This is a genomic window from Cruoricaptor ignavus (assembly GCF_014961145.1).
In the GTDB taxonomy this organism is placed as follows: Bacteria; Bacteroidota; Bacteroidia; order Flavobacteriales; family Weeksellaceae; genus Cruoricaptor; species Cruoricaptor ignavus.
On sequence record NZ_CP063145.1, the window covers coordinates 1438839 to 1464090 of the forward strand.

The 25252-nt window shown below is 43.0% G+C and carries 21 protein-coding genes and 1 CRISPR repeat array (1 of these 22 running past the window's edge); of the genes, 4 read left to right on the forward strand and 17 right to left on the reverse strand.

Translation table 11 applies throughout. The features are described from left to right. A CRISPR array of direct repeats spans positions 1-4431; the repeat unit is 30 nt; unit sequence ATTTCAATTCCACAATGGTGCGATTAAAAG (it extends 89 nt beyond the left edge of the window). A gap of 227 nt (positions 4432-4658) precedes the next feature. The 8 genes from cas2 to cas6 are packed head-to-tail and all read right to left on the reverse strand — an operon-like array spanning position 4659 to position 12654. After that, positions 4659-4922 (reverse strand): CRISPR-associated endonuclease Cas2, encoded by a 264-nt coding sequence (gene cas2 / locus IMZ16_RS07015; RefSeq protein ID WP_073178992.1) that lies wholly within the window; start codon positions 4920-4922, stop codon positions 4659-4661. Further along, positions 4922-5926 carry a type I-B CRISPR-associated endonuclease Cas1b gene (gene cas1b, locus IMZ16_RS07020; protein ID WP_193439448.1) on the reverse strand — a complete coding sequence of 335 codons (1005 nt, stop codon included), beginning with the start codon at positions 5924-5926 and terminating at the stop codon, positions 4922-4924. Before cas1b ends, cas2 begins: the two co-directional genes overlap by 1 nt. Then, positions 5923-6453: a CRISPR-associated protein Cas4 gene (gene cas4, locus IMZ16_RS07025; RefSeq protein WP_193439449.1), complete on the reverse strand. Its 531-nt coding sequence runs from the start codon at positions 6451-6453 to the stop codon at positions 5923-5925. The genes cas1b and cas4 overlap by 4 nt, the downstream gene beginning before the upstream one ends. Positions 6454-6460: 7 nt before the next feature. Then, positions 6461-8743, reverse strand: a complete 2283-nt coding sequence (gene cas3 / locus IMZ16_RS07030) for a CRISPR-associated helicase Cas3' (protein WP_193439450.1) — start codon at positions 8741-8743, stop codon at positions 6461-6463. Further along, a complete protein-coding gene (cas7p, locus tag IMZ16_RS07035) occupies positions 8727-9641 on the reverse strand; it encodes a type I-PGING CRISPR-associated protein Cas7/Csp1 (protein ID WP_193439451.1) in 915 nt (304 codons plus the stop codon). The genes cas3 and cas7p overlap by 17 nt, the downstream gene beginning before the upstream one ends. 22 nt (positions 9642-9663) lie before the next feature. Continuing rightward, positions 9664-11187, reverse strand: a complete 1524-nt coding sequence (gene cas8c / locus IMZ16_RS07040) for a type I-PGING CRISPR-associated protein Cas8c/Csp2 (RefSeq protein ID WP_193439452.1) — start codon at positions 11185-11187, stop codon at positions 9664-9666. Next, entirely contained in the window at positions 11184-11870 is a 687-nt protein-coding gene (gene cas5p / locus IMZ16_RS07045; RefSeq protein WP_193439453.1) for a type I-PGING CRISPR-associated protein Cas5p, read from the reverse strand. Before cas5p ends, cas8c begins: the two co-directional genes overlap by 4 nt. Next, the gene (cas6, locus tag IMZ16_RS07050) at positions 11863-12654 is read right to left on the reverse strand and encodes a CRISPR-associated endoribonuclease Cas6 (protein WP_193439454.1); all 792 of its coding nucleotides are present in this window, start codon (positions 12652-12654) and stop codon (positions 11863-11865) included. The genes cas5p and cas6 overlap by 8 nt, the downstream gene beginning before the upstream one ends. A 342-nt stretch (positions 12655-12996) precedes the next feature. On the opposite strand from cas6, the gene IMZ16_RS07055 reads away from it, so the two are divergent. Further along, positions 12997-14256, forward strand: coding sequence for a Na+/H+ antiporter NhaC family protein (locus IMZ16_RS07055; RefSeq protein WP_227411585.1), 1260 nt, complete (start codon positions 12997-12999; stop codon positions 14254-14256). 7 nt (positions 14257-14263) lie between these two features. On the opposite strand, the gene recN is transcribed toward IMZ16_RS07055, so the two are convergent. From recN to IMZ16_RS07085, 6 genes are all read right to left on the reverse strand, one after another. After that, entirely contained in the window at positions 14264-15913 is a 1650-nt protein-coding gene (gene recN / locus IMZ16_RS07060; protein ID WP_193439456.1) for a DNA repair protein RecN, read from the reverse strand. 3 nt (positions 15914-15916) lie between these two features. After that, positions 15917-16813: a type IX secretion system protein PorD gene (gene porD / locus IMZ16_RS07065; RefSeq protein WP_193439457.1), complete on the reverse strand. Its 897-nt coding sequence runs from the start codon at positions 16811-16813 to the stop codon at positions 15917-15919. Next, complete coding sequence (gene coaBC, locus IMZ16_RS07070; protein ID WP_193440824.1) at positions 16810-18009, reverse strand: bifunctional phosphopantothenoylcysteine decarboxylase/phosphopantothenate--cysteine ligase CoaBC; 1200 nt, start codon at positions 18007-18009, stop codon at positions 16810-16812. Before coaBC ends, porD begins: the two co-directional genes overlap by 4 nt. Positions 18010-18099: 90 nt before the next feature. Further along, entirely contained in the window at positions 18100-18420 is a 321-nt protein-coding gene (locus tag IMZ16_RS07075; RefSeq protein ID WP_193439458.1) for a DNA-directed RNA polymerase subunit omega, read from the reverse strand. A 34-nt stretch (positions 18421-18454) separates the two neighbouring features. Beyond that, entirely contained in the window at positions 18455-19459 is a 1005-nt protein-coding gene (locus tag IMZ16_RS07080) for an outer membrane protein assembly factor BamD (protein WP_193439459.1), read from the reverse strand. Between the two features lie 85 nt (positions 19460-19544). Next, complete coding sequence (locus IMZ16_RS07085) at positions 19545-20186, reverse strand: TetR/AcrR family transcriptional regulator (RefSeq protein ID WP_073179017.1); 642 nt, start codon at positions 20184-20186, stop codon at positions 19545-19547. 92 nt (positions 20187-20278) lie between these two features. Here IMZ16_RS07085 and IMZ16_RS07090 point away from each other — a divergent pair, with 92 nt between their 5' ends. The 3 genes from IMZ16_RS07090 to rnpA are packed head-to-tail and all read left to right on the forward strand — an operon-like array spanning position 20279 to position 22007. Further along, positions 20279-20902, forward strand: a complete 624-nt coding sequence (locus tag IMZ16_RS07090) for a TatD family hydrolase (protein WP_193439460.1) — start codon at positions 20279-20281, stop codon at positions 20900-20902. Next, positions 20899-21618 (forward strand): tRNA threonylcarbamoyladenosine dehydratase, encoded by a 720-nt coding sequence (locus tag IMZ16_RS07095; protein ID WP_193439461.1) that lies wholly within the window; start codon positions 20899-20901, stop codon positions 21616-21618. Before IMZ16_RS07090 ends, IMZ16_RS07095 begins: the two co-directional genes overlap by 4 nt. Beyond that, entirely contained in the window at positions 21615-22007 is a 393-nt protein-coding gene (rnpA, locus tag IMZ16_RS07100; protein ID WP_073179020.1) for a ribonuclease P protein component, read from the forward strand. The genes IMZ16_RS07095 and rnpA overlap by 4 nt, the downstream gene beginning before the upstream one ends. On the opposite strand, the gene IMZ16_RS07105 is transcribed toward rnpA, so the two are convergent. Genes IMZ16_RS07105 through IMZ16_RS07115 form a run of 3 tightly spaced genes read right to left on the reverse strand, consistent with a single transcriptional unit; the run spans position 22004 to position 25239 of the window. Then, positions 22004-23440: a hypothetical protein gene (locus tag IMZ16_RS07105; protein WP_193439462.1), complete on the reverse strand. Its 1437-nt coding sequence runs from the start codon at positions 23438-23440 to the stop codon at positions 22004-22006. The two genes, rnpA and IMZ16_RS07105, sit on opposite strands and share 4 nt — an antisense overlap. Next, positions 23440-23976, reverse strand: coding sequence for an LPS assembly lipoprotein LptE (gene lptE / locus IMZ16_RS07110; protein WP_193439463.1), 537 nt, complete (start codon positions 23974-23976; stop codon positions 23440-23442). The genes IMZ16_RS07105 and lptE overlap by 1 nt, the downstream gene beginning before the upstream one ends. A gap of 6 nt (positions 23977-23982) precedes the next feature. Further along, entirely contained in the window at positions 23983-25239 is a 1257-nt protein-coding gene (locus IMZ16_RS07115) for a sigma-54 interaction domain-containing protein (RefSeq protein WP_193439464.1), read from the reverse strand. Positions 25240-25252 lie beyond the last annotated feature (13 nt).

Below are 25252 nucleotides of genomic sequence, written 5' to 3' on the forward strand. Positions count from 1 at the left end.
TAAAAGAAAAACAAAACGAAAAAATGGAAAAACTAACACAATATTTCAATTCCACAATGGTGCGATTAAAAGAAATAGACTATTAAAAATTTCCCTGCCACACCGGCATTTCAATTCCACAATGGTGCGATTAAAAGCAGTAGTATGTAGACTATTTTCTTCATTTTATCTTATTTCAATTCCACAATGGTGCGATTAAAAGGTAAGCGATTAACGCTCAATACATCGTTTCCGTGTGATTTCAATTCCACAATGGTGCGATTAAAAGCCTTGGGTTACCATCATCTAACCTTAGTTTTAAGTAGATTTCAATTCCACAATGGTGCGATTAAAAGGCCAACATACCTTTCCCAAGACCACTTGATTACGAATTTCAATTCCACAATGGTGCGATTAAAAGATGGAAATGGCGGTGATGAAATACAAAAGACAAATATTTCAATTCCACAATGGTGCGATTAAAAGGCGATATTTGTTGCTGAAATCCGTCACTTCCGTCAAATTTCAATTCCACAATGGTGCGATTAAAAGGAATATCAGGCGGAGAGGGCACGGCTTTACACAATCATTTCAATTCCACAATGGTGCGATTAAAAGATGGAAATGGCGGTGATGAAATACAAAAGACAAATATTTCAATTCCACAATGGTGCGATTAAAAGGCGATATTTGTTGCTGAAATCCGTCACTTCCGTCAAATTTCAATTCCACAATGGTGCGATTAAAAGGAATATCAGGCGGAGAGGGCACGGCTTTACACAATCATTTCAATTCCACAATGGTGCGATTAAAAGTTGACGATATTTTTGATGAAATCTCCATCAGGGGCATTTCAATTCCACAATGGTGCGATTAAAAGGCCGCCTTCTTGATAGCCCTTAGCTCGTCTATGCTTATTTCAATTCCACAATGGTGCGATTAAAAGTAATTGAAATACAAAACGGAAAATTTCTTACAAATAATTTCAATTCCACAATGGTGCGATTAAAAGGTGGACGCCTGGATTGGCGAAAGATACGCTACGAAAAATTTCAATTCCACAATGGTGCGATTAAAAGGAAAAGCACGAAAAGCGAAAAAAGATAAAAATTCTGATTTCAATTCCACAATGGTGCGATTAAAAGGAAGGGACGGTGAATTTTCGCCGTCCGATATTGCATATTTCAATTCCACAATGGTGCGATTAAAAGAATTTCCTGAAGAATAGAGATTACCATTTTTACAGTATTTCAATTCCACAATGGTGCGATTAAAAGTCCACTTCTTTCGTGTTATAATCGTCATAATCTTCCATTTCAATTCCACAATGGTGCGATTAAAAGTCGCTGGGCAAGTGAGTTAATACCGGTACCGCTACGAATTTCAATTCCACAATGGTGCGATTAAAAGAATCAGAATAAACGGCGAAACTGTGGATGCCTGGATATTTCAATTCCACAATGGTGCGATTAAAAGGATGATAACAAACCAACAAGCGGGGCCAGATTATCTATTTCAATTCCACAATGGTGCGATTAAAAGTCGCCGGTACTGAAGACTTGGTGGGAAGATTAGTATATTTCAATTCCACAATGGTGCGATTAAAAGTGGCTGGAAACTATAGTCCTTCCGTTTCCTGAAATAAATTTCAATTCCACAATGGTGCGATTAAAAGTCTGCTTTGTTAAAAGCATACCGCTTGCGCCGATAAATTTCAATTCCACAATGGTGCGATTAAAAGAATGTAAAGCTGAAGATTATTCAGAAAGTTTCCCGTATTTCAATTCCACAATGGTGCGATTAAAAGCTTACCTCTATAAAGAAATTATCAGCAAAAGTGAGATTTCAATTCCACAATGGTGCGATTAAAAGGAATATCAGGCGGAGCGTGCACGACTTTTTGAAGTGATTTCAATTCCACAATGGTGCGATTAAAAGAATTTCCGAGAGAATAGAAATAATCATTTTTACGATATTTCAATTCCACAATGGTGCGATTAAAAGGAAAACATCCTCATCTACCGTGATTTCATCGACCATATTTCAATTCCACAATGGTGCGATTAAAAGAATCGCCGTTAATAGCGGCGCAGAAGCCGCTATGATATTTCAATTCCACAATGGTGCGATTAAAAGATTAGAGATATTCGGCGATGTGATAGAGATAAAAAAATTTCAATTCCACAATGGTGCGATTAAAAGTGTTGTCATAAACAATAATTTAATTTTGTTTGACAAATTTCAATTCCACAATGGTGCGATTAAAAGTTTAATAAGGCAGAGCGAATAAAGTATATTGTTAAGCGATTTCAATTCCACAATGGTGCGATTAAAAGTCTTCCACTATCAAAATTGGCTGGTTCCCTGAGATCATTTCAATTCCACAATGGTGCGATTAAAAGTTAAAACCTCTGTGTTTCGCCACCAAGGATTTGTAAATTTCAATTCCACAATGGTGCGATTAAAAGTATCTGTCGCCGTTACGGTCGGCTTGTCAACCTTCTATTTCAATTCCACAATGGTGCGATTAAAAGCAGCAGAGATTTTGACGAGAGAGCTGCGTTCATCAGATTTCAATTCCACAATGGTGCGATTAAAAGCCGTTACTTTGGCGGAGCTAAACAAAGATTTGGCGGATTTCAATTCCACAATGGTGCGATTAAAAGTATCTTAGAATTTATAAATGCTGTTGATGATTAATGATTTCAATTCCACAATGGTGCGATTAAAAGCCACGCCGTTCCATAGCCTTATCCTATATTCTCCCTCATTTCAATTCCACAATGGTGCGATTAAAAGGCGATATTTGTTGCTGAAATCCGTCACTTCCGTCAAATTTCAATTCCACAATGGTGCGATTAAAAGCTTTAAAAAATTAAAGCAACTAAGAGACGAGGAGCTTATTTCAATTCCACAATGGTGCGATTAAAAGGAAAAACAAACAAAAAAATTGAGCGAGCTGGAAATGATTTCAATTCCACAATGGTGCGATTAAAAGAAAGATTGAGCGAACTCTACAGATTTTGTAAGTCTGTATTTCAATTCCACAATGGTGCGATTAAAAGGATTTATGTATTTATATAAATCTATAAAATATGGGCATTTCAATTCCACAATGGTGCGATTAAAAGTCTTTCATATCGGCATTATCGAATTTAGCTGACATTATTTCAATTCCACAATGGTGCGATTAAAAGCATCAGAAATTATGTTTACGATTGTAATTAAGGCGAATTTCAATTCCACAATGGTGCGATTAAAAGTGGAAAAAGCCGATGAATTGCTGGACCTTATCGAAGATTTCAATTCCACAATGGTGCGATTAAAAGTCGGCGATGGCTTCCTGCACATCGTCGAATTTCGTGATTTCAATTCCACAATGGTGCGATTAAAAGAGGTACTTCCATATAGCCTACTCATTCTGGAAACTAATTTCAATTCCACAATGGTGCGATTAAAAGTTTCGCGGGAAGCAGATTCAGATAGGCTGATGTCTGATTTCAATTCCACAATGGTGCGATTAAAAGTGAAGGCTCTGCTAATGTGCGATGCGCTGAAACTATAATTTCAATTCCACAATGGTGCGATTAAAAGTGAAGAACTGTCGCTGTATTTCGCATTTAAAAACATATTTCAATTCCACAATGGTGCGATTAAAAGTAACAAGCCCGATTGGGTATCTATTACCTGAAAAATATTTCAATTCCACAATGGTGCGATTAAAAGGTGAAAACAGAGCCTATATAAAACCTGAAAAACCTAATTTCAATTCCACAATGGTGCGATTAAAAGCCCCATTGCCCGGAAGCTTCTATCTGCGTTACCCTATTTCAATTCCACAATGGTGCGATTAAAAGCCTTATACCACTATTGGAGGAAGCATTACTAATGGAATTTCAATTCCACAATGGTGCGATTAAAAGGAAAATGAGAAATTCTTTTCTTTAGAAGTTGAGGAATTTCAATTCCACAATGGTGCGATTAAAAGTGGACAACAACAATACAATCAATGTTATCGCTGAAATTTCAATTCCACAATGGTGCGATTAAAAGTCTGAAGGATTACAATGTCTTTCGGGCTGTTGATTTATTTCAATTCCACAATGGTGCGATTAAAAGTCACATTCTCTTCCAGCCTCTTGAAGCTTTCGTCCTATTTCAATTCCACAATGGTGCGATTAAAAGCAAAGATTTTTGAAGCAAGAAAAAATGAGAGATTATTATTTCAATTCCACAATGGTGCGATTAAAAGCTGTAATTCTTCAAAAAGAAGTACGCAATCTGCTTGAATTTCAATTCCACAATGGTGCGATTAAAAGTATGAAGAAATTAAACGATACGCTAAAATTTGCCTTGATTTCAATTCCACAATGGTGCGATTAAAAGGGTAGAGCAAGATTTAAAGAGTTTTATTTAAAAAGGATTTCAATTCCACAATGGTGCGATTAAAAGCCGTGGCTTTCGCCGGTACAAAGCTAATAAACACTGGCTTCGCCGCCAAATGTTTCAACGGATTTTTCTTAATAAAATCGTCCACCCCCAATCATATGATTCCATTGAGGGTTGGACGACTTCCTACCCACCTCATTTCCAATAACTTATAAAAAATTAACGTTTCGAAAATGTCAAAGAGCATCATTCCGCAGGAGTTCGACGACTTCGCTACGGTTTTGGGCGCGCTAAAGAAAATTATCCAAATTATTCTTTTCCAAGCCTATCACCTGTTTTTCAAGCCATTTTTCGTCGCGTGATGTAAAGATAATCAAGCTATCCGTTTCATCATCCATTATTTTTTTGGCATTGGCTATCAGCTCTTTCAGTTTCACCTCGCTTATTTCGCCTTCAAAAACGCTGTTCTGTATCCAGTTCAGGTAGCGCCTGCACAGCTTCAGCATCTTTGCCACGCGCCTTTGCTCTATATCGTAAACGAGTATGCAGTACATTACCACCAGATTTTAAAAGGTTCGTAGCTGTCTATTTTCATAATGTGCTTCACGAGCTTGTAGCATTCCAGCCGGATGAGGTGGCGGTAGCTCACGCTTTTGCCCAGCGTTCTGTGCTTTATGGTTTCGCCCAGCCTTTCCTCCCAGGCACGAATTACTTTTTGTGTGGAAGATGGCTTCAGCAGGCAGCTGTTGAGATTGGCATCGAAATCCGATGCGCTGATTTGCCTTTTGTTCAGCAGCGAAAATATTAACCTGTCCACCAGGATGGGCTTGAAGATTTCCGCCAAATCGAGAGCGAGCGAATAGCGCCGAAATCCCGGCTCGTGAAGATAGCTGATGGTAGGGTTTAGCTGTGTATGGTAAATCTGATCGAGGCAGGCCGTGTAGCACACCATATTGAGAAATGATATCAATGCATTCACTTCATTATTGGGTGGCTGCTTCGTGCGGCTGTTCATTTCAAAACCGTTGATGATTTCGCCAAAGCATTCGTAATACAAAATGCGCACATTGCCTTCTATGCCCATCAGTTCGTCAATTTCCGCGGTCTCGCCAATTCGGGAAATGAGGTGCTCAATCTGCGGAATTCTCTCGCCGGTTTCCCTGCCACGGTTGGCGTAGTATTTCAGGTTGCGCAGCATATTGTAGGCGCCGCCTTCCACAAACTTTTGGGCTATGGCCATCCGCTTTTTCTTCGCCGTGTAATGCTCTACCTGGTGCACCAGCACTTTGCCGCTGAGCAAATATTCCTTCGGCATAAAGCTGCCGGTGTAATGCTCGTAATAATCGAAGAAATGCACGGGAATCTGGCTCTTGCCGAGAAAATTGTACATTGCGGAATTGGCATCCAGCGCGCCAAAGCAGTAAAGATTTTTGATGCCTTCTATGGGCAGAAATTTTGGCACACCTTCTTTCCCGTGTTCATCCGTGGGTACGAATTTCAGCGTATTGTCTTTGCGCGAAAGCCTTCCGGGATTGAACAGGTAGTAGGATTTCTTCATAATTCAGAGGAATAACAGAATTCGAAATAAGAGCAGCTTCTGCAAATCTTGGCGTGCAGCAAGGGCGGACAGGTTTCGGACTGCAGCGTTTGTGCAATTTTCGGGATGATGCTTTGCAGATATTTTTCATCTTCATCGCTCAGCGATACATCTGTGGTTTGCCGCAGCTTGGGATATTCAATTTTTCCAGAGACGCCGTGCATTCCATTCAGCGCGAAGAGCCAGATGTAGAATTTCACCTGCATTTCGTGTGCAGCTTCCACTTTGTTGCCGCGCTTTGTTTCGTGGATGATTTTTTCTTTCTTGTCGAAGAAATCTATTTTTCCAGCCAGTTCGTTGCCAGCAAAATCTGCCTTCAGCTCCACTTCGCTGTATCTTTCCGCCCTTTGTGGATAGCTTGTTTCGTGCAGCAACTTCCCATCATACACCAGTTCGGAAGTATGCTCCATTGTGATGCCATTTGAAAAAAGCCACAGCTTTCTCTTACAAACTACGATGTAATTGATATGCGTAGCGGTGATAGGCATTATGACATTATAAAAATTGGTCTTCTTTGGATTGCGTGCTTAATTCAAGTCCATATTCAAATGAATACGAATTAATTGCTACATAAATCTTCCTCACTTCATTATTCACTGTAATTTCTACAGCTGTCAGCCTATTATATTTTAAACCAATTTTGAATAAATAAGCCGAAATATCAATAGAATTTTCAATTTTGAATTCCTGGAAATCTTGCCAATAATAGAAATATTCCTGCTCTGGAAACTTTACAAATACTGACACATTCTCTGCGATATCTCTTGATTTCCAGTCTTGCATATCAACATCTTCTTCTTCATTTTGTTCACGGGGGACGATAATCCAGTTCGAAACAAATTTTTGTTTTAGCAATACTGCATTCTGCTGAGCTTTCGTTGAAAAGTTTTTAAATGTAGGGTAAACTTCATTAACCATTGCAACAAAATCATTTGCTGAATATTTTTTGCAGTCGAGAATCTGATTAGTTTTTATCAAAGATTGAAGAGGTTTCCAGCCCCTACCTGGAACATATTCCCCATAGGGCGCTGGGTAGAGGTGACCATCCTTTTCTGGATTTACTACAAATAATTTACCCACTTTTCTTTTTTCGAAACGGCATAACCGCCCTGCTCTCTGGACTAATCGATCTATAGGACAGGTTTCGGTAATCATAATATCCGCACTAATATTGACGCTCATCTCGCCAATTTGTGTAAGTATTGCTATACCGGAAGCTTTTCCCTCTTCCCAAACCTCTTTGCCAAGCATAGATAAAAGTTGTTCTTCTTTATGTTTTTTATCTGGCTCGGTAAATCTGCTGTGGTACACAATTATCGGAACACCTTTGTCTTTAAACCATTCATAAAATTCTATGGCTCGTGCCACTGTGTTTGCATAAATTATAGCTTGGCCTTTTTCTATACAAAGTTCAAATAAGTCACTAAGGTCTTCTGCTTCTTCGTAATCTCTTATTTCAACTATTTCACATCGAAATCTTGAGTTATCTGATGTATCCTCTATTATGGAGTTCACTCTGAATCCTGCATTTCTGTACATATCGAGACTAGCTTCTGGAAGTGATGCGCTCATGATCATTACAGGTACACTTAGAACTTTAAGGGCTTCTAAAAGCACAAGAATATTGGCTTGTGTGAATTCATCATAAAAATCTGCCTCATCGATAACTACACAACTGTTAGCGAGATTGAAGACAATGCTATGGTGATCTTCGCGCGATAATGTAAGCGCCACAAGCAAATGATCAATTGTACAAACGGTCACAGGCATTATTAACTGCCGGGCTGCTTCGTGCTTTTTTCTTGCAATTTCTTTTTCTATAACACCATGCTTTACATCTTTATGAAATTTACTAAACCAAGCACTAGAGTGGTACAGCCCAGTGGACGAAAGTGTCTCTGTAATATTTATGGATAAAGCGTTCGATGTAAATCTTGTGGGCATAGCAATTATTAATCTTTCCGCTTTATTATGTTTTACTTGCTTTTGCGCCCATAATAGGCAGGCATCAGTCTTTCCTGAACCAGTAGGTGCACGAAGTAGCAGAAGCTCATCATTAAAATGTTGCTCAGCTAATTGCTGAACTTTTCTTTTTTCCCAACCCGTAGGAAATTCATATTTGAATTTATCAAATCCTACAATATAACCATTGTCTTCTAAAGCACTTCCTCTTCGGTCGGCAAGCTGTAAAAATGCTCGCACACCAGAATATTCGTAATGCTCTTTTACAGCTTCAGTAAAGTAATTATGATTGCGAAATTTGGCATTAAGGTTTTTAAAAACATTCCACAAAGCAGTTGAATTTTTTCCGGAACTATTATCGAGCCATCTATACTCGTGCTTAAAACTTAGTTTGGAATGATGTGCCGCTATTGATGCTTGCACTGGAAGAGAAAAGTTATGATCCCAATGCATATCAAGAGACGAAATTTCGTGTCTTATGCCGCTTCTCCTTAGATTTTGCCCAGCTGTTTTATTGCAATGTTTGCTAAAGTCGCTGAAATTTCCAACATTGGCTTCCTTCCACTCAATATAAGTGTTGTAATCCGCACAACACGCTTTTTGCCAAGGATCTTTTTTCTTGCCATCATCATGGTACTTTATCGCTGCGGAAAGTCTTTTATATAAATCTTTTCCCGTAAAACATTTGTATTTGATAAAAGTGAAAGGAAAACTATTAAAAATGGCATCACCTTGCAGCAGCACATTTTCAATATGTTCTGATAGGGTGATGCCAGAAGGCTTGGCTAAAAACAAGCTATTACTTTTCTGTTTCAAACGCTTCAGCAAATGTTTTTATTTCAGATTCTGGAGGGCAAGGGTTGTATAAATTTTCAGAATTGAGGAATGATAGTGCACTTTCATAGGCTTGGGAAACAGACATTTCACCAGATATATCATTGCCGGCAAAATATTTGGCCTCCCTTGCGTCAAGTTCTTCCAAAATATTCTGCTTTTCATTTTCACCGGCTACAAAGTACCGTGCAGCTTTTCTGCTGAGTTTGGTGTCAAATACAATCAATACTTGCTGCGGCTCTCCGCTAACTGCATTTCTGGCCTGGTTTGCATAATCATTCATCATTCTTGTGGAGTCGATGAATAGTTTTGTTCTGCGCAGTTTCTCTTCCAATCCGATGTGTTGTATGTAGCTGCTACCAAAGCTGAAATTGTCATGGTAATGAAAAACCTTGGAAACTCCTACCATTCCAACATCAAGGGAAAAATTCATATGCATCATATCACCCTGGCTAAATTCTCTGGTTGCCACGGCATTATTCCTATCCATGGTGGAAAGTCTCAGCATCAGGTCTCTACCTATTTCACTTGGCTCTAATGCCACAGCAGGTGTAACACTTAAAGGCGCGATTCTTCTGCCTGAGTAATCACCTTTATTTGGATGCATAAAACCTCCCAGATCCGCTCTTATATCTAGTTCGATAGCATTTCCGATTCCATCGCCATTCGAAATATAGGTTTCTCCCTTGTGAGAATCATCTTCATTTAGCCGATCCATTGCAGAGAAAAGCACATGGCGCTGCATCTGCCCAGAAATATACACTTTGCCATCCGGTCTTCTTTTTATTGATGAAGCGTTGCCCAATAGTTTCTCCCCTCCATTAGCAATGTGGTTCTCCATTGGAACGAGCATTGTAACTAAAATTCCTTTTACTGTCATAATTTTATTTTTATTTGATTAGTTATTCTTGTGCATCTGAGAAATCTTCTTCGTTCTCTTCATCATCATCATTTTCAATCTCTTTTTCAATTGGATTCTGTTTCTGTTCAAATTTATTTCTTAGCCGCGAAAAAGCGATTAAAAGGTACTTAGCAGAATCAAGGCTTATTTCCCCTGTAGAAGTCTTTATCATAAACAATTCTGCTTCTGGGGGTGCATCAAGTCCTGAGGCCCTACCTGCCCTGGTAATAGCCTGAAAGATCAGCGCATCACCACTTCTTGCAGAGAAAATCGAACTTTCAATTTCAATCAGGTTTTTTGCCTTTGCTTCTTGGATTTTACTCTTTCTTTCTTCTACAGGATTCGTGTTATTCACATTGGTTTCTGCAACCCTGTATGCTGCATAGTTCAGCCATTTGCCAAGTTCTCTGGCAGAGTGTACTATTTCTTCTGATATGTTTTCCATATTAACAAAATAAGTTTTAAAAAGCATTTCTAATTGATGAGGATATTCGGCCCTAAACGAGAAAAAATCCTTAAATGAAGGCGTATTGAATAGCTGGAGAAACCGCGAAGCAAACAAATCGAATTTTTGATATTCACCAGTATTTTTAGTATCTCTTGCACCTTGGTTATAAAGTATAGTGTAATAAATACTGTCGACAATTTCACTTAGCTTATTAGCCTTAGCAAGTTCTATAATATAATGATTGTATTTAAAAGTTTGGTAAGTTTTGGTTCCTACCAGATAGATTTGTGTGTTCTTAAGACTGTCCAACACTTTTTTTGCCCACTGGATAGCTTCTGCATCTTTTGACCAAGAACCAAGGGCGGCCAACAGTGCCACAGCACCTAAGGAACTGCTTTTAGGAGCATTAGGAAAATTACCATTGTAAATTTTAGGTCTTTGCGGCTTGTTATCTTTTTGACTGACATAGCCCGTCATAAGCTGATCTGTAGACTGATTTTTAATTAATTCAAACAAATCTATGAAATCAATCATTTCAGGAAGTTCCAAATCTGGAATGATTGCAATGTTTTCAGTCTCATTTTTTTCCTTTCTATAACTCTTAAACATCAAAGAAGGTTTTTTTGAAGTGGAAGTTGTAATGGCAGCAAAAGCTGCAACTTCCGTAACCATCTTGGGCTTGCCCCTACCTATAGATTTATCTCCAAAACTCGTAAATTCTCCTGCGATTGGTGTAATAGATCTTGTAATATCAGTGCTCTTTTTGTTATTCTTTAAATCTGTTTTTAGTTGTTCAATTTTTGTTATTACACTTTTTGCTTCCTTATTACCAGACAAAACAGATGGTGACAAATATATTCCTTTTCCTGGCTCTCCCTTTTCGTTATCACAATAGACAAACTTTACAATTTTCTGACCTACAAATAAAGACTGGGGTTTCAAACGGAAATGATTTCGCGAAATTTCAAGTTCTTTTATTATATGCTCACGAGAAATTTCGCTTACTTCACTTAAGCGATTTTCCCGCATTACTACTGCAATTCCATATCTTATAAAGGGATGTGTTGTCTGATTCATATTTCCTCAATTTTTATATCCACCCATCCTTCACTGTTGCCCAAATAGGCGGTACTGTTTTCAAGCAATGCATTCTTTAATTGATCAAATAATTTAGGATCCATATGTATGCTAATGTGCATTTCTCCACCTTCGTAATCTATATATTCCCGAGGGGTTGGCGTAGTGTAAAACATAGGATAACTTCTTTTTCTTTTCTCAAAAAAATCCGAAATATTTCCGTTTTTCAAAAAGGTATGTTTCTCTTTAATAATACTGTAGTCCAAATTGGGTGTTCCATTAGGGTGAGCAGGTCCAGCACCACTATCCAATCTTGTAAATGATCTTTTCCAATAATCATTGTACTGCACAGAAGGTTGCTTAAAAACCATTCCAATCTCAAAGTAATCTACCAGCAAACATTGAAATCCGGAATTGGAAGGCTGTGGCACATAATCTTTTTTCCTGGCGCTTTTTTTCTTAATGTGTTTAATAATTTTGCCCCTATCGTTCTTGCTGAAATGCCATCCAAGAATATTCTCAAGCAGTCCACTAATTTTAAATTTGTCAGGCGTATCAAGTGTTTTATAATAAGATCCCGGTATTTCTGAAACCATAGATAGTGGTGCCAACGGCTGAATTATCAGTTTTAAATGTTTAGAAATTTCTGGTTTATTTAATAAAAAGTCTATATTGTTAATCATCTTCTAAAAAGTTTTTTTTAGACATAATCCCCCACCCCAAACTATTATAAATTCCAATTCCCGAATTTAGTAAAATTTCCACAAATTTCCTTTCCGCCGTCACCTCAATTTTTAGGTTCATCCAACCTCTGATTTTGGTTTGCTGTGGCGAGCCTTCCTTTATGGTTATCAGTCGGGATTTTGGCGGCTTTTGCAGTAAAATCGGCTTCAATAAAAGCATTGCATTTTGCGCTGTTTCATCATCATAGCACGCCGCAATTTTGCTGCGCCAGTTAAATAATAAGCTTTCTGCAAACCTTGCATCTTCCGGCGAAAGAAAGGTGTAATTACCATTCTCATTTTTCACTGCCGCTACAATTGGCGATAGCGGTTCCAGCTCCATTTTAATGATTTCGTTCTCCTTTACTTTCTGCAAAGGATTTGGTAAACTCTCTACAGATTTCACGGAAAAAACTGCGCGGGATTTCTTGTCGGCAATCTCGATTTTCTGCGACTGAAACAGCCCTTTCACGAAATTCTCCATTGCTTGCGGCAAATGAAACGCAATCTGAAAACTCACCTCATCGGTAAGCAAATTCATCCTGTCACCATCGATTTCAAACTTGCAGTTCAGCTGAGAAAATGTGAAAAACTTGAAGCCCTTGCCGTAGCCTGTATTATGCAGAAACTCGGCATACTCAGCATCGCCCTGCGAAATGATTTTATAAATCGCCGCACTCATCGGATACTGATAATTGATAGGAATGATGCGGTCCTTCGTCTGCAGCCTGACTAGAAATCTCATTAATTTTTGCTTTATTCAAATTTAAATAAAACAAAATTATAAGCAAAAAAACAGGAGCCTTATAATTAACAACTATTTCAGCGCCTGCTTTCAGTAACTTTTTGCATTCTAATAAATAAAAAAGCGCTTCTGCGAAAGCACTTCCAGTATTGGTCGGGTGCTTACTTAGGCGCAGGCCCGCTTCATATAACAAACAAAATTACAAAATTTCCATTAATATGGGTGGGGTATTCGTATTGGACGAATCCCCTGTTTTTTAAGTGCGGTATTACTCAAAATTCTAAATTTGCTGAAAAATTTTCGGTGAAAAAAAATAGCGCTTTTGCACTCCTGCCTTTTTTGGTGTTTGTAATACTTTATTTCGGGGGTTCCGTTTATGCCGGAGATTTTTATGCGCTGCCTGCGCCGCTTATATTTTTGGCTGCTGTTATTATTGCGCTCCTCCAGTTCCCGAAAGATTCTTTTGAGAAGAAGCTGAACGCTTTCGCGAAGGGCGCCGGCGATCCCAACATTATGATAATGATTATCATATTTCTCCTCGCGGGGATCTTTGGAGAGATCAGCAGGGGAATGGGCGCGGTAGAATCGGCCGTCAATTTCGGGCTGCAATACATTGCGCCGCGTTTTATGCCTGCCGCGCTGTTTGCCATTGCGGCATTTATCTCGCTTTCGCTGGGCACTTCGGTAGGAACGATTGCCGTACTCGCCCCGTTCGCGCTCGGTATAGAGCAAAGTGCGCCCGGGCACCTGGGGATTCTGCTGGGCGCGGTGGTGGGCGGATCTATGTTTGGGGATAATCTTTCCTTCATTTCTGATACCACCATCGCAGCGACGCGCACTCAGGGGATAGGTATGAGGGAAAAATTCCGTACAAATATTAAAATTGTATGGATTCCCGCCTTGCTGTCCGTTCTGGCTTTTATCTTTCTGAGCACCGATCTTAGCGGGGTTTCCGGCGGGGTACGGGGAAGCTACACTTTGCCGAAGATTCTGCCTTATCTGCTGGTTTTTGTATTAGCCCTCCTTGGGCTGAATGTAATCTGGACGCTGCTTACCGGGATAATTTCTTCGCTGGTTATCGGTTTTTTCTATCAGGATTTCAGCGCGCTCGAGGCTTTGCAAATGATGGGGAAGGGGATGTCCTCGATGTTCGAAATCAGCATTATTTGCCTTTTGATTGGGGGCATGGTCGGGATAATACGGCACAATGGCGGCATTAGCTATATCCTCGCCCACCTGAAACGGAGGACGAATTCTGCCAAATCGGCGCAGCTTACTGTAGCGGCACTTACCGCAGCTGTGAATGCCTGCACCGCGAATAACACCATCGCCATCATCATCGTAGGGCCTATAGCGAAAGAAATGAGCGATGCCACAGGCGCGAAGCCCCGGAGTATGGCGAGCATAATGGATACCATCTCGTGTTTCGTGCAGGGTGTGCTGCCCTATGGTGCGCAGATCCTCACGGCGCTGTCCATAGTTTCCTTCGCGGTTTCTCCCTGGGAGGTTATTCGGTACCTCTTTTACCCATTCCTTATCGGGGTTTTTATCATGGGGTATATTTTATTGCAGAGGGAGAATCCTATGGCGAAAGAGCGCTGAAACGCCATCATTTCATAAGCTCCTTAGCCTGTTCCAGGGCGGCATCTGTGATTTTGGCGCCGGACAGCAACTGGGCAATCTCCGTTAATTTTTCATCCGCAGAAAGCGGGATTACAGTGGTGCGGGTTTTCCCTTCCATATCGGATTTTACTACTTTATAGTTGGCATCGCCCTTGGCGGCAACCTGAGCCAGATGCGTGATCACGACCAGCTGGAGATCCCGGGACATCTCTTTCATCAGGGTTCCGATTTCCTCCGCCACCTTTCCGGAAACTCCAGTGTCGATTTCATCCAAAATCAAGGTGGGCAGGGCGGAGTTTTCAGCCATAATTTTCTTTATAGCCAGCATTACGCGGGACCTTTCACCACCCGATATCGCCGACTGTATGGGCCTCAGAGGGAATCCTGAATTTGCCCTGAAAAATATACCGATTTCCTCGCCGCCAAATGGCCCGGGCTCTGCCGCAGGGGTGAGCTCCGCGGTGATTTTTGCCTTCCCCAGTCCAAGTCTCTTCAGCACCGATTCTGTTTTTTCCGAGAAAACGGGTGCTGCGGAGGTTCGGTTTTCAGAAAGCTGCCCTGATAAGTGCATCAGTTTTTCATACGATTCTGTAAGGCTTTTTTCCGCATCAGCAATCTTGCCTTCCATATCCTCGAAACTGCTTTCCTGTGCTGCCAGTTCTTCGCGGATTTCTACCAATTCATCAAGGGATTGAGCTCCGTGCTTCAGGAAGAGCGCGTTCAGGCGGTTGTTTACACTGTTGAGGGACGCCAGCAATTCGGGGTTGATTTCCAGGTTTTCCGCGCCGCTTTCCAGTTCGCCGAGGATATCTTTTATTTCGAAATAAGTTTCTTCCAGCCTTTGCTTAAGATCATCAAACCGCGGGGAAAGTTCTGAAATTCTGGTTAATTTCATCCTCGCGTCGTTCAGCGAAGAAATCACCCCGACCTCCTCAGCATTGAATTTTGAAATTACTGAAAAAAGCTGCTCCGAGATTAATTCCGCATTCTCCTGAGTGGCAAGCTGCTGCTGAAGGTCCTCATAGTCCAGCTCGTCCAGCTGCATTTCCTCCAGTTCATTCAGCAGAAACCTGTTGTAATCCGTGGTTTTGTTTCCTTCCGCAAGCTGGGTTTTCAGCCTCTTTAGTTCTTGCTTTAATTTTTGATATTCAGTGAATTCCGCCTGATAATCAGAAAGTAAGGGATAATTCCCGGCGAGCCCGTCCAGAATCTTAAACTGATATTCCTGAGAAAAAAGCTCTGAAGTTTCAAACTGAGAGTGGATGTCGATAAGCTTTGAGGAGAGGCTTCGCAGCACTTCCAGCGTCACGGGTACATCGTTTATAAAAGCGCGCGACTTCCCGCTCGGCAAAATTTCCCTTCGGATGAGCGTCTGGGAATCGTAATCCAGGTCGTTTTCCTCAAAAAAAGCCTTCATCTTCTCGCTGATACGGAACTCCGCCTCCACTATGCTTTTCTCTCCCGATTCGCTCACCGCTTTGGCGTCTGCCCTCTCGCCCAGAATAAGGCGCAGCGCCCCGAGGATGATGGATTTCCCGGCACCAGTCTCCCCCGTAATCACCTGCAGGCCGGGGCTCAGGCTGAGCTCCAGCCTTTCGATCAGGGCAAAATTCTGTATAAAAATCCGCTCCAGCATCGGCTACTTCAGTTTGTTCCACTTCTCAGAATCTTTCGGGGAGAGCGTGTTCAGCAGCGCCTGCAGCTCCGAAATATTCACCCCGGAAGTGTTTCTCCCTGAGAAAACATTGTAAATCTCATCCTTTTTCGTATCCATATAAATGTTGAAAGGATAGTTCATCTGGAAGTTGGTCTCGTATTGTTTCAGCATCATCAGCGAGCTGAAAATGCCGCGCTTTGCCTGGTTCTGATCCTGCTGGTAGAGCTGGTCCATCCCGTTTCTGTGGTAGGAGTAGAAGGAATTGCGCATCGTGTTGCTGTCCGGGTTCAGCAGGGTTTCTATGAGCCTCGCCCGTGTGCGCGGCCCCTCGGATTGCGACCATCCGGAAAAGCGCTGATTCTGAGAATTTTGTGAAATCTTTAGCGCCTTCTCAAACCAGGGTTGGCCACCCATCTGCGCGAAACTGTCGGCATCGTAGCCAAGTATGAGGTAGGTGTAGAAGGCGACCACATCTATCATATTCTTCCCAGAAAAGGCACGCTCGTTGAACGCCAGGTTCTCATTTTCGTTGTACTCAAATTCAAATTTCTGGTCGTTGATGTTCAGCAACGGGCTCTCATAAGTGGTGTTGAACACCGGGCGGGAGGCCTGCACCACGATACTGCCGGCGTACTGGTTGCCGTTTCTGCCGGTGAGCAGTATCGCGAAGTTGCATTTTATTTTTTCGAAATTCTGGAGTTTTCGCCCCGTCCAGCTCGTGTTGTTCACAAAGTCGCGGAGCGTTTTCTCCATTGTTTTAAAGACCTGAGGATTCGTGCTGCCGAGCTGGCTGTAGTTTACCTGTACATTGGCAAGTAATTCCTGCGCCCCTGCCGCCTGCGAGAGCATTACCATCAGGATAAATATTAATTTTCTCATGAATTCAGTATTTCGTTTTCCAAAAAATCCAGGATGTCTGCCGCCACTCCCTTTTTTGGTTTCAAAGAATATTCCCGGGTGGTTTTTTCCGTTAAAATTTTAATGTGATTGGTATCATTGCGAAAGCCCGCGCCTTCGCTTCGCAGGGAGTTCAAGACTATCATATCCAGGTTTTTGGACCGGAGCTTGCCCATCGCGTTCTCTTCCTCGTTTTGCGTTTCCAGCGCGAAGCCTACGAGTTTCTGCCCCGCCTTGCGCTCGCCCATTGTGCGGAGGATGTCTGGGTTTTTCACAAGCTCTAGGGTCATTTCATCCTCCTTTTTTTTAATTTTTTCGGTTGCTGTTTCTTTCGGCCGGTAATCCGCAACGGCCGCGCTTGCGATGGCAACATCTACATCATCAAAAAACTGGAAAACCTTGTCGAACATTTCTCGAGCAGTGGTCACCCGATGCAGGATAATATTCCTGTGCAATGCGGAAAGTGCTGTTGGTCCGGATATCAGCACTACTTCTGCGCCTCTTTCTGCCGCCGCTTCTGCCAGGGCGAATCCCATTTTCCCTGAGGAATGATTCCCGATGAAGCGCACGGGGTCGATAGCCTCGTAGGTGGGGCCGGCGGTCACCAGAAATTTTTTTCCGCCTAATGATGTTGCTGTCCTGCCAAAGTACCCCCGCAAAATACCAATTATATTCTCAGGCTCCGCAAGCCTGCCCTCGCCGGTGAGCCCGCTCGCAAGTTCGCCGCTCTCAGCAGGGATGATGATGTTTCCGAAATCTTCCGCTGCTGCAAGATTCTGCCGTGTGGAGGGGTGCGCGTACATATCCAGATCCATAGCCGGGGCGATGAATACCGGGCATTTTGCGGAAAGATATACTGCGACTGCGAGGTTGTCGCAAATGCCGTGAACCATCTTCCCGAGCGTGTTTGCTGTGCAGGGCGCTACCAGGACGGCATCTGCCCAAAGTGCCAGTTCCACATGGTTGTTCCAAGAGCCATTACTGCCAAAAAAATCCTGATAGACATCATTTTTTGAAAGTGTGGAGAGGGTAAGCGGCGTGACGAAATTAGCCGCATCGGCCGTCATCACCACGCGGACCTCTGCGCCAGCCTTGACGAGCAGACGCACAATGAGCGCAGATTTATAGGCGGCGATGCCCCCTGTGACTATCAGCAGGATTTTTTTTCCTTTCAAAATTCAAACTTTGTGGAAACGAAAATAAGCATTTCCTTAAAAACAAAAAAAGCCGCGACAAGTGCGGCAGTAAATTGACAAAGAAAAGTCTTGTTAATTTCTCTCATCCGTCCTGCGGAAATAGATTTCATCATTCATCCACTCTGCGATGGCTATGGATGTCGGTTTTGCCATTTTCTCATAATGGCGGGATATCTCAATCTGTTCCCGGTTTTCGAAAACTTCCTCAAGGGTAGCATTCTGGACGGAGAATTCCTCGAGTTTTTCATGCAGTTCGCTGCGGATTTCAGCGTTGATCTGCTCCGCTCTTTTTCCCATAATTACGATGGCGTCATAAATTGAGCCTACTTTGTCCTCAATTTGTTCTCTGTCGTAAGTAATCGTGTTGATTTCCGGCTGTACTTTAGTGCTCATTAAAGCGAATATTTAAAGTCTGCAAATTTACGAATTAATTTTTTACCGGTAGCGTGATTGCCGGGGCAGGGGTGGATGCCTCTGCGCTGTCGATCCTTGCTTTGTCTGTCTGCTGCAGGCTTTTTTGAAGGTCGTTTTCTCCTTCCTCAGCTAGTTTTTTCCGCCTTTTGGCGCTTGCCCTTGCCTCTTCTGCCTTTTGCTTTTCTGCGAGTTTTTCTTTGTGTTTTTCAGTATCGGCTTTTACTTTGGCAAAGCGTTCCTTCTCCGCAAGCAGTTTCGGCTGCTGCTCGGCTGCGGTTTTTGCGGCATCGGTGCCTTGAGCATTTTTTTCCAGAAATCTTGCGTAGGAGAGCGCGTTTTCTATCCGTTCCTCCTTAAGGCTGTATATGGAGTTCATCGCCAGCTCGTAGCGGGACTTCATTATATAATCATAGATTTTTGGGCGCAGGGTGGTGGCGGGGAAGTCGTCCAAAATATTTTCAAAAGAGGCGTTCGCAGCCTTATATTCTCCCATTTTGAAGAACTGGCGTGCGTTTTCGTATGCCTTGTATTCCAGTTTGTAGCTAAGTTCCTCTATCAGCTCGTTGATGTTTTTGGCCTTCTCCGAGTCGGGATAGCTGTTTAGAAAACTCTGCATTTCATTGATGGCAGATTCCGTGCTTGTTTGGTCTAGGTTGTACTGCAGGGAGCCCTGGTAGTAGTTCAGCGCTGCCATATAGGCCGCTTCCTCCGCCCGCTCGTCATTGGGGAAGGTGGCGGCATATCTTTTAAAATGGCTGGCCGCGAGCTTGTAATTTTTATCGTAGTACTCGGCATAGGCGGTTTTAAAAAGCACCTCCTGCAGCTCATCAGTACCGGCTACCAGCTTTGCCGCACGCTCGTAGAGCGCCAGTGCCTCCTTCCATTTTTTCTTGGAGTACATATCATTCGCCGCAGAGAGGATTACATCTTTGTCTGTGCTTTTCATCGCGGCGTCGTACTGGTTTTTGCAGGAAGCCAGCAATGCCGCTATGCTGAGGATATAGAGAATCTTTTTCATAAAATTTTGACCAACGCGGCCATTCAGTCGGCAAAAATACCAATTTTTCAATTGATGGTTTCCCGGCAGGCACTTTTATGATTTTTTAACGAGGATCGGCTTCCGGCTGATAGCCAAGCAGCGAGAAGATATTCTGGTAAGAGCTGCTCAGCACCTTCGCCTGAGCCTTTTGCAGGTAGGTCTCGCTATCGTTATCGGGGATGTATTTTTTATAGAAATTTTCATTGCGGATGGCAAACAGCGCCGCCCCGATAATGGTCACCAGTATATCCTCAGACTTTGGCGCATAGTGGAAAACGCCTGTAGCCACGCCCTTTTTCACGATGGCATCTATGTAGGTCGTCACCCTGTGGTAGAATTCCAGCAAGTCATCCTTTATCACCTCGTCGTGCTGGAATTCCTGCCGAACGAAGCCGTGGAAATAGCTGTAGTGGAACATCTGGTTCACCACGAACTTTATAATTTCCTTCATCTGCATCTCCGGCTTCCCATCGATGATGGTCTGCGCAAACTCAGAGAGGTTCGCACGGGCGCGCTGCACGCGGTACTGGTACAGGTAGGCGAGCATCTTCTCCTTGGAGCCAAAGTAATAGGAGATCATCGCTACATTCACATTTGCCTTAGAGGAAATTTCCCGAACGGAGGTGCCTTTAAAACCCTTTTTTGCGATGAGCTCCTCTGCCACATCGAGGATGTGTATCTGCTTGTCAGTAAATTTCTTACTCATTAAACCGCAAAATTTTCTGCGGTAAATTTAACTTTTTTTAACTAATAAACAAATGTTTAACAAGCCGATCAATATTTTCCATACTTTTGAATGTGCAATACTTCGATTTTCACCATCATAAAAAAGAACTCTCCGGCGGTATTTACAATCTCGTTATGGATGAGCCTCCCGCGCAAAGATGGTTTTCCGCCGGAATTCACCCGATGGACATTACGGAAAATTGGCAGCAAAAATTTGAGGAAATCAACCGTAAAGTCCTCAGCAGCCGCTGTATAGCGATTGGAGAATGCGGCCTGGATTCCCGCGCCGCCGCGCCCCATAGCCTTCAGGACGAAGTATTTTTAAAGCATCTTGAGCTCGCAGAAAGCCTCCGCAAGCCGCTCATAATCCACTGTGTGCGGCGGCATCAGGACCTTATAAGGCTCTGCGGAAACGCGCAGGTGCCGCTCATCGTACACGGTTTTAATAAAAAATCTGAAACCGCACGCGCGCTGCTAGGCGCCGGATTTTATCTTTCCTTTGGCGCAGAGCTTTTGCGCAGTGTATCTTTGCAGGAAATTTTCCGCGAAATTTCTCCCGACAGATTTTTCCTGGAAACCGATGATTCCGAAATTGAAATTGAAGAAATTTACAGCAAAGCAGCGGAAATTAAGCAAATGACGGTATTTCAAATAAACGAGCAAATCGTTGAGAATTTATCAAAATTAAAAAAATGAAACAAAATTGGCAGGAAAGAACGGAACTTCTCGTGAAGCAGGATGGCTTGCAGAAGCTGAATGCTGCCAATGTTTTAGTGGTTGGCCTTGGCGGCGTGGGCTCTTTCGCCGCGGAATTTTTAGCGAGAGCGGGCATCGGGAAAATGTCAATTGCAGACGGAGATTCTGTGGATATTACAAACATTAACCGGCAACTTCCTGCGCTGCAAAGCACCGTGGGAAAACCGAAAGTGGAAGTAGTAGCAGAACGGCTAATGGACATCAATCCGGAACTTAAGCTGCAGACAATCAATGAGTTCCTTATTCCAGAAAAAATGCACGAGCTTCTGGATTCGGAAAATTTCGATTATATATTAGATTGCATCGACAGCCTCTCGCCGAAAATCGCGCTGATAAAGGCGGCAAGGCAGCGCAAACTGAAGATCGTAAGTGCGATGGGCGCCGGCGGGAAAAGCGACCCGAGCAAGGTGATGGTGCGCGATATATCCAAAACCAGAGACTGCTACCTCGCGAAGCAGGTACGAAAGAGGCTGCGAAGAGATGGGATTAATAAAGGCTTTCGATGCGTATTTTCCACCGAACTTCAGCAGGAAGATGCGCTGAAAATGACTGACGGCGAAAATTTCAAAAAATCGTACTATGGCACCATCAGCTTTATTCCTGCCATCTTCGGGCTGTACGCCGCTGCTGAAGTCATTAACCACTTAAGGAAATGACAGACCGCGGCTACAAACGCAGTGAGAAACTGAAGGGGAAAAGCGGAATAGACAGGCTGTTCCGCGAGGGAAAATGGCATACGGGCGGCAGCCTCCGCGTGATTGTTCTGCCCGATGAAGGAGGTAAGATGCCGAAAGTAGGGGTTTCCGTATCGAAAAAATTTCTGAAAAAGGCAGTAGACCGCAACCGTGCAAAGCGGCTCCTGCGCGAAACTTACCGGCTGAACAAGGCATTGTTTCTTGAGGCTTTTGGAGTATCTTCCTCGATGCTTTTCTGGGTTTCGAGAAAATTACCCAAAAACCAGGCGGAGGTAGAAGTGGATTTTATAAAACTTTGCGAAAAAATTAAAAGACAGAAGGCTGCGGAGGAAGATGAAACCAATGCCTAAACACGCCCCCGCAATTCCTTGATTTCGTTGATCTTAGCCTCAAAATAATCCTCCCTTGCAGGATATTTGTCCTTTAGCAGCGTAAATGCCTTTATGGCCTTTGCATACAGCTTCTGTTCAGCGTAGAGATTGGCAAGGGTTTCCGTCATCAGGTGGGAAATATCGCTGCCCCTTTCCCTCGCTACGAAGCTGCTATCCTCATTCAGGCGGGAGATTTTTGGCTCAGTTTCGATGAAGCGGTCAATCGCGGAAGCTTTTGCATCAGATATAGGACCTGTTTTTGAAAGGTTTTCTGCGGGCTCGGCGGAAGTTTCTTTCGCAGCTGCTATTCCCAGTTTCAGCCAGTTTTTCCAGGTGTCTATGAAAATAGGGACATTGCTTTCGTTTGTGTTTTCAACTCTTTCCCCCGCTTGTTCGTTTTCGTGCTGTGTCCGGCTGCTTTCGCTGAAGTTCGTCTCCTGGCTGATATTCGCATCAGGCTCCTCACTGGCTGCATCCGTTTCGATTTTGTGTGAGCTGCCAGCTTGCTTTTCAAGTTTTTTTGCCTGCATTTTTGCTTCTACAGAAGCGATCAGTGCGCGCATCTCTGCATCGTGCCTGCTAAGTTGCTGCGGAGGTGGCATCTGTATATGATTTCCGCCGGCTTTCAGGTTTATTTCAGGGAAAAAATTCTCCTCGCTTTTAAAACTTGTCTGCGCAGAATGCCTGGCCTGTTTAGTCTCCCGAGTATTTGCTGAAGTTTCCTCCAGAGTTTTCCGGCTATGAAGATTTTCTTCATCCATAATTTCCTGATCTCCTTTTGCTCCTTCAAATTGCTGAATTTCAGTGTTTAAACCGTTTTCAGCGGGTTCATTTTTTAAAAGTTTTTGCTCCAAGATTTTTTCCTGATTTTGCGGTTGGGCAAATTCTCCAGTATCGCTATTCGCCAAAACAATCACCCCGGACTCCTTGGTAGATTCCAAATCGATTTCCACCGCCGGCTGATTCATGAAATCTTCCTCGCCCTCAAACAGTATTCTGTTCAGCTCACCATTCACATACACGGGCTTCAGCTTTTCTTCCTGAATAAGTTCCGGTATTTCATTAAAACTAAAATCCGGAGTTGTTCCAGCAGCTTCCTTTGCCGGCACCAGGCGGAAGCTTTCTACATCCCGGTTGTCAGAAATAGTTTCCGGTATTGATGGGCGCTCCTTAGTTTGTCTGTGTTTTCTTATGAGGCGGTAAAGCAGTTTTTTATCCGTGGTAAAAGCCGCAGTTTTAGAAAGTTCTTCAGTATAATTTACTGAGTTAAAACTCTGAATACCAATCAAATACAAAGCCCTAAAACTTTGTGCATAAGGAAATTTTTCAATGGCATTTTCTAAAATTGGCAAATCATCCGATGTGATGCTTTTCGGGTTTTTCGCCAATTGCAAAATTCTTGAATTTATCATTACCAATCTGCGATGATATCGTTAAAAATTTTATTGATAATCCGCTCATTCACTATCTTCACCTGTGAAGCTTCAATCTGATTGATGTCCAGGTCTGAACTGAAAACCGCTTCATCGGAATAAGTTCTGTCGAAGCCTTTTTCCGGATTAATTTTATTCTCGTAATGCACTTTAACTGTGATAGTTAGCTTGTTTTGCGCCGCTTGAATTATACCGCCCTGCGTTTCAATTCCGCTTGAAATCGTTGTCGGCGAAATCACATAATCCGTAATCTCACCTTCGATTAAAAGGTCCGGCTGAACCGTTGCACCCTTCAAAGTTGTGCGCTGATAAAATCGGTTTTGGATGTCGGTAGAAAACTGCTGCGCCAAATTTGGATTGACCAGAGAAGCCGTGTTTACAAAGTCCCGAACTAAAATTGTTTTCACTTCCGGACTCAGCGAAGAGCCCGTGAAACTATAGCAAGAATTCAGCAAAAATATTGCGAATAATGCAATTTGTGAAAAGCAATTTTTCAGCCTGAATTTTATAGCCATCAGCATTTACTTTTCTAAATCATACTGCTTTATCTTCCGGTACAGCGTGCGCTGCGAAATACCAAGCTCATCCGCTGCACGGTTTCTGCGGCCTTTGTGCTTTTCTAAAGCCTTCATTATCAGCTCTTTTTCATTGTTTTGCAGTGACAGCGTTTCCGGCTTTTCCTCTTCAATTTCCACATCTTCCACATCCTGATATTCCGGTGCTTCCGCCGAAATCACAGGGTTCGTCACCGCCTGATTTTCAAAATACAGCAGCGAACCAGGATTCGTCTCCTGCGTGTAGATGCGGTTTATCAGGCTTTGCTCGTGGTTTGTAAGCGCTGCGTTACCGCGGTTTTTTATCAGCTCCGAAGTTAAGGTTTTTAAATCATTAATGTCGTTCCGCATATCGAAAAGGATTTTGTACATCAGCTCCCTTTCGCTGCTGAAATCGCTGCCAGCCGAAGAATTTTTCTGCACAACTGCCGGCAGATTCTCCTGCATCGGTATGTACTCCGCCAGCTTCTGCCCGCTGATTTCGCGGTTCTGCTCCACTACGGTCATCTGCTCCACCAGGTTTCTTAGCTGCCGCACATTTCCCGGGAAAGCGTAGCCCTCCAGATATTGCACCGCATCCTGAGACAGGCTGAGCTCCGGCATCCGGTATTTCTCGGCAAAATCTATCGCAAATTTCCGGAACAGCAGGTGGATGTCGCCCTTTCTTTCGCGAAGCGGCGGCATATCAATTTGCACCGTATTCAGCCTGTAGTAAAGGTCTTCGCGGAATCTGCCATCCTGAATAGCCCTCAGCATATTCACATTCGTAGCCGCCACGATGCGTACATCCGTTTTCTGAACTTGGGAAGAGCCCACCTTCATAAACTCGCCGCTTTCCAAAACGCGAAGCAAGCGAACCTGCGTCTGCAAAGGCAGTTCGCCCACCTCATCGAGGAAAATTGTGCCACCGTCTGCCACTTCGAAATAACCTTTCCTTGTGGAAGTAGCACCAGTAAACGCACCTTTTTCGTGACCGAAAAGCTCCGAATCTATCGTGCCTTCCGGGATTGCGCCACAGTTTACCACGATGTACGGCTGATGTTTTCTTCGCGATTCGGAATGGATGATTTTCGGGATGAACTCCTTCCCGGTTCCCGATTCACCGATGACCAGCACGGTGATGTCTGTAGGCGCCACCTGGATTGCCTTTTCCAGCGCTCTGTTAAGCGCAGGATAATTTCCGATGATGCCGAAGCGGTTTTTTATTGGTTGTAAATCTGCCATAGATTTTTTGTGT